Raw genomic sequence first — 8350 nt, 5'->3', positions numbered from 1 at the left:
CATCGCCGAGGCCGGCGCGCCGCCTCCCGATCCGCCTAGCCCGGGCATCGCGCGTCCCGCGGACCCACCCGGTGTGGCCGACCCGCCGGGCATTGCCGGGTTGGTGGCCTCTGCGACCGGCTTGGGGGCGTCTCCGCCGGTATTCGCCGCGGGAGCGGCCTGCGTGCCGGGCGCCGACGGCGGCGTCTCGGGCATCAGGACCGACGCCACCTTCTGGCAGGGGGCCCCGCCAGCGCCGCAGGGCCCCGCGGCCGGCAGCGGCGTGCTGACCGAGGTCAGGGGCGTGACCGCCAGCGTCCCGCCCATCAGGGCGGACGCGACGGCGCCCAGGACAGCGATTCTCATGACGGCCCCCTCCGGCAGTCGACTCGCGATCGGCGCGGGTCAATCCATGAAGCTTAAGCAAAAGCGGCACGTGGCGTGGGGTGTTAGCCGAAATTCACGGCCGAGGCTCCGATGCTTCACCGGCCGGCCTCCTAGCCGGCTTGAGCCGGTGTCGCGACCAACGGCAGCCCGACGATCGGGGCCGCCTTGTGCAGGCATTCCTCCCATTCGGCGTCGGGATCGGAGTCGGCGGTGATCCCGCCGCCGACGCCCAGCACCGCGCCGCCGCCCGCGTCGAACTCGACGGTGCGAATCGCGACATTCAGCTCGCATCCGGCGATCGGGGAGGCTAGGCCGATTGTTCCGCAGTAGATGCCGCGGCGGCTGTGTTCCCACTGCGAAATCAGTTGCCGCGCACGGTGTTTGGGGGTACCGGTCACGGACGCCGGGGGGAAGGCGGCGTCCAGCAGGGCCGACGTCGGCAGCTCGAGGGGGACGCGCGCCGACACCGTGGACACCAGGTGCCACACGCCCGGCGCGCGCCGCACCACCAACAGCTCGGGCACGGTGACCGTGCCGACGGTCGCCACCCGGCCCAGGTCGTTGCGGACCAGGTCCACGATCATGATGTTTTCCGCAACGTCCTTGGCCGACGCCCGCAGCGCCGACGGCCAGGCATCGAGCGGCAGGGTGCCCTTGATGGGGCTGGACGTCACGGTCGCACCGCGTCGTCGCAGGAAAAGCTCCGGCGACAGCGACGCCACTGCGCCCCACGGCCCCGCGATGTAGGCCGCCCGGGCCGGTGAGGTGCGCGCCACGCCGTCGACGAAGAAATCCAGCGGGGCCCCGCTGACCGACCCGGTGAATTGCGTGCATACGCAGGCCTGATAGACGTCGCCGGCGCGGATCGACTCCAGGCAGGCCAGTACCCCGCCGCGGTGCGCGGCCCGGTCGGGGCCGCCCCAGTCGATGCGGCAATCGCGCGGCGGCGCCGGCCTGGCCGCCAACGCGGCGCCCAGCCAGCCCGGCATCGGTGCGCCGGTCAGGCTTTCGTACCACCAGGCACCGTCGCGGTCGCGGCGCAGGACGCAGTCGGTCCAGCCGCCGGCGGCCTCGGGGATCCGGTTGGCCCGGCCGTCGGCGGCGGGATCGGGATAGGACAGGTAGCCGACCCAGCCGCCGCCGACCGCCTCCGAGCCGGGCGCGGGCGTGCCCAGCCGGACCGCGAAGGCGTCGTCGACGGCGACCGGCCGCGCCGCGAGGCTCGGCGCGATCACCGCCAGCGAACCGAACCACTCGCCGGTCAGCGCGGCGGGCGGCGGCAACCCCAGGCGGCCGGCGGCATCACCGACGGCGCGCAGCACCCGGGGCGCGGCGCCGAGGTCGCCAAGCCGGTCGGTTCGCACCGCCCTAGTCTGCCGCCTAGCCGCGGCTGATGTCGCGAGCGGTGGCCATGGCCGCCAGCTTCTCCGGGTTGCGCATCACGTAGAAGTTGGTGATCTTGTCGCCGGCGATCTCCAGCGTGATCACCCCTTCGAGCTGTTCACCGAGGTAGAGCAGCACGGCCGGAGCGCTGTTGCAGGTCACCATGTCCACGCGCACCCCGGCAACGTCGGCGGCCTTGCGCATCAGCCCCACGATCGCGCGGGCCACCCGCTCGGCGCCGACCACGGGCCTGCGGGCGGCGCTGACGATGCCGCCGCTGTCGGCCGTCCAGGTGGCGTCCGGGGCGAGCATCGCCATCAGCGCCTCCACGTCGCCGCTGGCCGCCGTGGCCAGGAACTGAGCGGTGATTTCGGAGTTGCGCTCGGCATCAATTTTTGTTGAAGCGCCGCGCTGCTTGCGCCGCGCCCGCACGTGTTCGCGCGCGCGGTGCGCGACCTGACGCACGGTCGGCGCCGGCTTGCCGACCGCCTCGGCGATCTCGCCGTAGTCGAAGCCGAACACCTCGCGCAGCACGAACACCGCCCGTTCGTCGGGGCTCAGCGTCTCCAGCAAGACCAGCATCGCCATCGAAACCGATTCCGCCAGAACGACATCGGCCGAGGGGTCCTGGTCGTCGAGGAGCAGCGGCTCGGGCAGCCACGGCCCCACGTACTCCTCGCGGCGGCGCGCGTCGGCCCGCAGCGCGTTGAGCGCCTGCCGGGTGACCAGCTGGGCCAGATACGACTTCGTGTCACGCACGGCCGACAGGTCGACGTCGGCCCAGCGCAGGTAGCTGTCCTGCAGCACGTCGTCGGCCTCGGTCGCCGAGCCGAGGATCTCGTAGGCGATCGTGAACAGCAACGGCCGCAACACCGTGAATCGTTCGGCGTGCTCGGTCGAACGGGTCACGGCAGCGCGACCTGTTCGTCCGCCGGGGACTGCGCGACCCGCCTGCCGCCCTTGAGCCAGAAGTAGGAGCCGGGCTTGGCGGCCTCGCGGCGAATGAACCACAGCGTGCCCTTGCAGACGGTCTCCTTCACCGACGCCGCGAACCGACCCCCGACGTACACCTCGACCGGGGTGTCGTCCTTGCGGGCGAGCTGGATGGTGCCGTGCGAGCGGCCGAGGCTGATGCACTGACCGGTGAACGCCTGGTTCAGCAGCGCCGGCGCTTCTCCCGCGATGCGGCTGAGCACCGTGTTGGCGGCCTGGACCCCGAGCGGGCCGGCGGCTTGGCAGCTCATCCGCAGTGGCTGCCCGGACGGCGCGGCCGCGTCACCCGCGGCGACGATGTGCTGGTCGTCGATGCTGGTCAGCGTCTCGTCGGTGAGCAGCCGGCCCAGCGAGTCGGTGCGCAGCCCGCTGCGCGCGGCCAGGTCCGGCACGGCGAAGCCCGCCGTCCACACCGTCGCCGCGCTGGGCAGCACGGCGCCGTCGGTGAGCACCACCGCGTCCCAGCGCACCTCGGTCGCGGCAGGGGCTTCGAGCACATTGACGCCCAGGTGGCGCAGCTGCTTGCCCACGGACCGCCGGCCCTTCTCGCTCAGCGAGGGGCCGAGGATGCCGCCGCACACCAGGGTCACCGGGCGCCCCAGCTCGGCCAGCTCGGACGCGGTTTCGATGCCGGTCAGCCCGCCGCCCACGACGGTGACGGGCGAACCCAGCGGCAGGTCGGCGAGCGCGTAGCGCAGCCGTTGCGCGCTTTCCAGGTCGGCGACCGAGTGCGCGTACTCGGCGGCGCCCGGCACGGTCAGCGGCATCGCGCCGGTGCTGCCGACGGCGTAGATCAGGTAGTCGTAGTCCAGCTCGGCGCCGGAGGCCAGCACCAGGCGGCGGTCGGCGGCCTCGATGCGCTCGACGGCATCGATCACCAGCCCGATGCCCTCGCCCAGCAGCGTGTCGTAGTCGGCGATCGCCGCGCCGGTGTCGGCGACCAGCTGGTGCAGGCGGATCCGCTGCACGAACACGGGACGCGGGTTGACCAGGGTGATGTCGACGTCGGGGCGCTGGCGCAGGTGATTGGCGGCCAGGGTTCCGGCGTATCCGCCGCCGATGACGACGACGTGGGTTCTTGGGGCGGCCGGCTGGGTCATTTCTGTCTCCTACTCTCACGGAACTCGTGCCCTTGAGACACCGCGGGCCGGCCGACCGTGACAGTCCGGACAGAGCTGTGAGCCGTTTCACACGCCCCTGGGGACGAAGACGAAGTTGTTGACGTAGACGCCGTGGGCCGCCCAGCCGTCCTCCCGCCCGCCGATGTTGGCCGGGTTCTGGTGCCGGGCCGCGTCGAACTCCTCGATCGGCCGCCGGCCGTCACCGGTGTCGAAGTAGCCCTCGTACCCGAGTCCCGTCAGCAGCTCGGTGATCGCGGCAACGGCGCCGCGGTGATGGCGTTCCTCGGCCTCCACCAGGACGGCGGGCCGGTTGCGCGCGAGCGTCTCCGTCGCGCCACGCAGCACGGCCAGTTCGTGGCCCTCGACGTCGATCTTGACCAGGCCCACGTCGCCGAGGCTCAGGTCGTCGAGCCGCTTGACCGGCACCTCGATGCTCTGCACCGCGTCACCGCCGGCGTCGCCCAGGGCGTTGCCGGCATCGATCGTGCTGCGGCCCGGGTCGGATTCCACCACCCGCATCGTGGTGACGCCGGGCGTGTCGGAGAGCGCGACGGCTTCCACCCGGACCGGCGCGCCGACCGCGTCGAACATCGACGCCAACTCACGCGCCTGGGCCGGCCGGGGTTCGAACGCGATCACCGAGCGCGACGACGCGAGCATCGCGATCGTGAACTCGCCGACATCGGCCCCGATGTCCAGCGAGACGCGGTTGGGATCGCACAGCGACGCGACCAGCCGAACGTCCTGGCGCGCCTCGCCGAGGCGTTGCAGGATGCCGTACTTGCGGCGCCAGAACAGCCGCGGCGCCAACGTCTTTGCCGCCGGCGCGAGCCAACGTTTGGCCGTGCGTCCGACGGGCATCTGCGGTGGTCTCCCATCCTTTTTGGGGGCTTTGGGGAGCCGGTCTCAAGCGGGCCCCGCGCCGGGTCGGAAATGATACGCTTCGCATCTATTCGTGACCTGCCCCGGGCCGAATGCAGGCACCGCGAAAGTATGGGGCTCCCCAATGCGCATCGGCGTGCATCGGGGGAGTGCAAACTGAAAGACGAACATCCCCTGATTGGGCCCCCGAACCGGCCAAGCCCAGCTGGGACATGCCCATCGGAGGAGTCCTTGCCGCGAAGCCTGGATCTCGTCGTCACCTCCGTGGCAACCCAGCTGATGGAGGCGACGGGATCAACCGCGACCCAGGTCAGCGAGAAGGTGCTTGCGCAGCTCGTCGAGCAGTTCGATCTCGACGCCTGCTTCCTGCGCCACCACGACCACGACATCCGCGCCTCGGTGCTGGTGGCGGAGTGGCCGCCGCGCACCGACGTTCCGGACCCGGATCCGCTGGCCGTCGTCCACTTCACCAGCGCCGACCCGGTGCTGGCCCAGTGCGAGCACGGGCGCAAGCCGGTGGTGATCCGGCCGGAGCAGAACAACCGCGGGTTCGGCCGGCGATTGGGCGGGTCCAAGCAGCCCATGTCGCCCTCGGTGGCCGCCGCGCCCCTGGTCTCCGGCGAGGCCACCACGGGCGTGCTCGGCTTCGTCAAAAACGGCTCCCGCAAGTGGAAGCAAGAAGAGATCAACACGCTCGAGGCCATCGCCGCGCTGTTCGCGCAGCTGCAGGCGCGGATCGCGGCCGAAGAGAAGCTTCGCTACCTGGCCGAACACGACGACCTGACCGGCCTGTACAACCGGCGGGCGCTGGTCGCGCACCTGTCTGAACGGCTCGCGCCCGGAAGCCCCGGGCCGGTCGCCGTCTTGTACCTCGACCTGGACCGGCTCAAGCCGATCAACGACTACCTCGGGCACACCGCGGGCGACTGGTTCATCCGGGTGTTCGCGCAACGGATCCGGGTGTGCGCGGGCAACCAGAGCATGATCGCCCGGCTCGGCGGCGACGAGTTCGTCGTGATCCCGGACCAGCCGATGTCGACGGGGACGGCGGAGTCGTTCGCCCGCCGGCTGGGGGCGATGCTGCGCGAGCGGCTGGCCATCGGCGGACACATGATCACCCGCACCGTCAGCATCGGGCTCGCGGTGGGCATGCCGGGGCGCGACAACAGCACCGACCTGCTGCGCCGGGCCGACGAGGCGGTGCTGACCGCCAAGCGCGCCGGCGGCAACCAGGTGGCGCTGTCCACCGACGACATGTCGCTGAAGAGTGCCTTCCGCAACGACATCGAGCTGCACCTGCAGGGCGACATCGACAGCGAGGCGCTGCTGCTGCACTACCTGCCCGAGGTCGACCTGTGGACCGGCGCCATCGTGGCCGCGGAGGCACTGGTCCGGTGGCGACACCCGATCTGGGGCCTGCTGCTGCCGGACTCGTTCATCGGGGTGGCCGAATCGACCAACCTGGCCGGTGAACTCGGCCGGTGGGTGATGCGAAGCGCCTGCGCCGAATTCAGCCGGTGGCGCGCCAACGGCGTCGGGCAGAGCGCGAGCCTGCGCATCAACGTGTCGCCCGTCCAACTGATCACCCGCGGCTTCGTGCGCAGCGTCGCCGACACCATCGACGAGTTCGGCATCGACGGCGGATCGGTCTGCCTGGAGATCACCGAGCGGGCCGTGGTGCACGACATCGAAACCACCCGCAAGACCCTGCACGAGCTCAAGGAGGTCGGAGTCCAGATCGCCATCGACGACTTCGGCACCGGCTATGCGGTCCTGTCGCACCTGAAGTCCCTCCCGGTCGACATGCTCAAGATCGACACGGGGTTCGTCCGCGACCTGGGCACCAACGCCGGCGATCTGGCCATCGTCCGGGCGATCATCGGCCTGGCCGAGGCGTTCGGCCTGCAACTGGTCGCCGAGGGAGTCGAAACCCCTGCTGCCGCACTGACTTTGATGCAACACGGTTGCCACCGGGCGCAGGGCTTCCTGCTGTCCCGGCCGGTGCCGGGCAACGCGATGGAAGCGTTGCTGTCCGCGCGCTGGATGCCGATGCCGTTCCTCGCCGACCGCGAGGCGTTGTCGTTAGGCGCGATCTAACCCCGGTGACGATGCTTCGTTCATTCAAAAAGAGCGCTGCCGCCGTTATCGCGTGCACGGCGCTGCTGCTGAACGGCTGCGGCGGTCACCCCAACCCGGGACCGCTGTCCGCGATGGTCTTCCCGGCCATCCCGCCGACGGTTCAGGAGATCGCCAACCCGCTGCGCGGCCAGTACGAGGATTTGCTGGTTCCGCTTTTCCCGCAAGGCAATCCGGCCCAGCAGCGATACCCGGCGTGGCCCGCATCCTACGACGCCAGCCTGCGTGTGTCGTGGCGGCAGCTGCAGCCCGTCGACCCGCACACCCTGCCGCCCGACGCCCCCGACGATCGCCGGTTCGACTTCAGCGTCATCGACGACGCGCTGACGAAGCTGGCCAACCGCAACATGCGGATGACGCTTCGCGTGTACGCCTACAACTCCTGTTGCAACGACTCGTATCCCGACAACACCAACCTCGCGATTCCCGACTGGATGCGGTCGTCGTCCACCAGCTATCCGGCCCCGCCGAACAGCCCCACGCCCGGGGTGACCCAAGTGGTGCCGAGCTGGAACGACCCGGCCTACCTGGGCGCGTTCGGGCAGCTGCTGGCCGCGCTGGGCCGCCGCTACGACGGCGACGAGCGGCTCAGCGTTTTCGAGTTCTCCGGCTACGGGGATTTCAGCGAGAACCACATCGCGTACCTGCGTGACGTGTTGGGCGCCCCCGGCCCCGGGCCCGACGAAAGCGTCGGAATGCTGGGCTATTACAGCCAATTCCGGGATCAAAGCATCACCAAGGCATCGATTCAGCAGCTGGTGGCGGCGAACGTCAACGCCTTCCCCCACACGCAATTGGTGGTCACCCCGCAGAATCCCGAGATCGTGCGCGAGCTGCTGGCCGACGACGTCACCAAAAAGCTGTCGGCGCCGGTCGGCATCCGCTCGGATTGTCTCGGCGTCCAGGCACCGTTGCCGGCCTGGGCGGAATCCAACGACTCGCAATACGTGCGGTCGAACGACGCCGTCGTCAACGCGATCAAGCAGCGGCTGGCCTCGGCGCCGGTGATCACCGAGTGGTGCCAGTTGCCCAACGGGACTGATCCGCGGTCCTACTACGAGAAGGCCCTGCACGACGTGGTCAGGTACCACGTGTCGATGACGTCGAGCGCCAACTTCGCGGACCGCGACTCCCGGTCGGCGATGGACCCCAGCCTGTTTTTGCTGTGGGCCCAGGCGAATATCTCTGCGGGCTACCGGTATTCGGTCGAGGCGCGGCCGGGCTCGCAGTCGATTCAGGGCAAGACGGCGAGCATATCCGTCGCCTGGACCAACTACGGCTCGGCCGCGGCCACCGAGCAGTGGACGCCGGGCTACAAGCTGGTGGATTTCACGGGAGCGGTGGTCAAGAGCCTGCCGGCGACGGTCAACCTCAAGGCATTGGTCAGCGACGACACCAGCTCCTCACGCGAGGAGGCGGTCCCGTCGACGACGACGGAGTCGGTGCGCGTCGACCTGGCGGGCCTGGCG

Annotated in this window: 6 protein-coding genes and 1 pseudogene; 2 read left to right on the top strand and 5 right to left on the bottom strand. The window is 70.5% G+C overall.

The window, feature by feature from the left end; all coding sequences use genetic code 11:
• The 5 genes and pseudogenes from N415_RS27745 to N415_RS27725 all read right to left on the bottom strand — a co-directional run.
• Nucleotides 1-345 (bottom strand): annotated as a pseudogene (locus N415_RS27745) (hypothetical protein); the annotation flags it as partial.
• 131 nt (nucleotides 346-476) lie between these two features.
• Entirely contained in the window at nucleotides 477-1730 is a 1254-nt protein-coding gene (locus N415_RS27740) for an aminodeoxychorismate synthase component I (protein WP_068188694.1), read from the bottom strand.
• Nucleotides 1731-1746: 16 nt separating this feature from the next.
• Nucleotides 1747-2658 carry an RNA polymerase sigma-70 factor gene (locus N415_RS27735; RefSeq protein ID WP_068188691.1) on the bottom strand — a complete coding sequence of 304 codons (912 nt, stop codon included), beginning with the start codon at nucleotides 2656-2658 and terminating at the stop codon, nucleotides 1747-1749.
• Nucleotides 2655-3842 carry an FAD-dependent oxidoreductase gene (locus N415_RS27730; protein ID WP_068188689.1) on the bottom strand — a complete coding sequence of 396 codons (1188 nt, stop codon included), beginning with the start codon at nucleotides 3840-3842 and terminating at the stop codon, nucleotides 2655-2657. The genes N415_RS27735 and N415_RS27730 overlap by 4 nt, the downstream gene beginning before the upstream one ends.
• Before the next feature lie 87 nt (nucleotides 3843-3929).
• Nucleotides 3930-4724 (bottom strand): FkbM family methyltransferase, encoded by a 795-nt coding sequence (locus tag N415_RS27725; protein ID WP_068188684.1) that lies wholly within the window; start codon nucleotides 4722-4724, stop codon nucleotides 3930-3932.
• A 252-nt stretch (nucleotides 4725-4976) separates the two neighbouring features.
• Here N415_RS27725 and N415_RS27720 point away from each other — a divergent pair, with 252 nt between their 5' ends.
• Both N415_RS27720 and N415_RS27715 read left to right on the top strand, forming a co-directional pair.
• Nucleotides 4977-6842, top strand: a complete 1866-nt coding sequence (locus N415_RS27720) for an EAL domain-containing protein (protein WP_068188682.1) — start codon at nucleotides 4977-4979, stop codon at nucleotides 6840-6842.
• A gap of 11 nt (nucleotides 6843-6853) precedes the next feature.
• Nucleotides 6854-8350, top strand: a 1497-nt coding sequence (locus tag N415_RS27715; RefSeq protein WP_068188697.1) for a hypothetical protein, incomplete at its 3' end; no start/stop codon positions are given.

It is taken from the genome of Mycobacterium sp. UM_CSW (assembly GCF_000455205.1).
Lineage (GTDB): Bacteria > Actinomycetota > Actinomycetes > Mycobacteriales > Mycobacteriaceae > Mycobacterium.
The sequence above is the reverse complement of the archived record's forward strand: the minus strand, read 5'-3'. Positions and strand labels throughout refer to the sequence as shown.

Excerpts from the sequence above, each read along its gene's own strand:
- N415_RS27725 (WP_068188684.1), bottom strand. The coding sequence starts at position 4,724 with ATGCCCGTCGGACGCACGGCCAAACGTTGGCTCGCGCCGGCGGCAAAG.
- N415_RS27730 (WP_068188689.1), bottom strand. The coding sequence starts at position 3,842 with ATGACCCAGCCGGCCGCCCCAAGAACCCACGTCGTCGTCATCGGCGGC.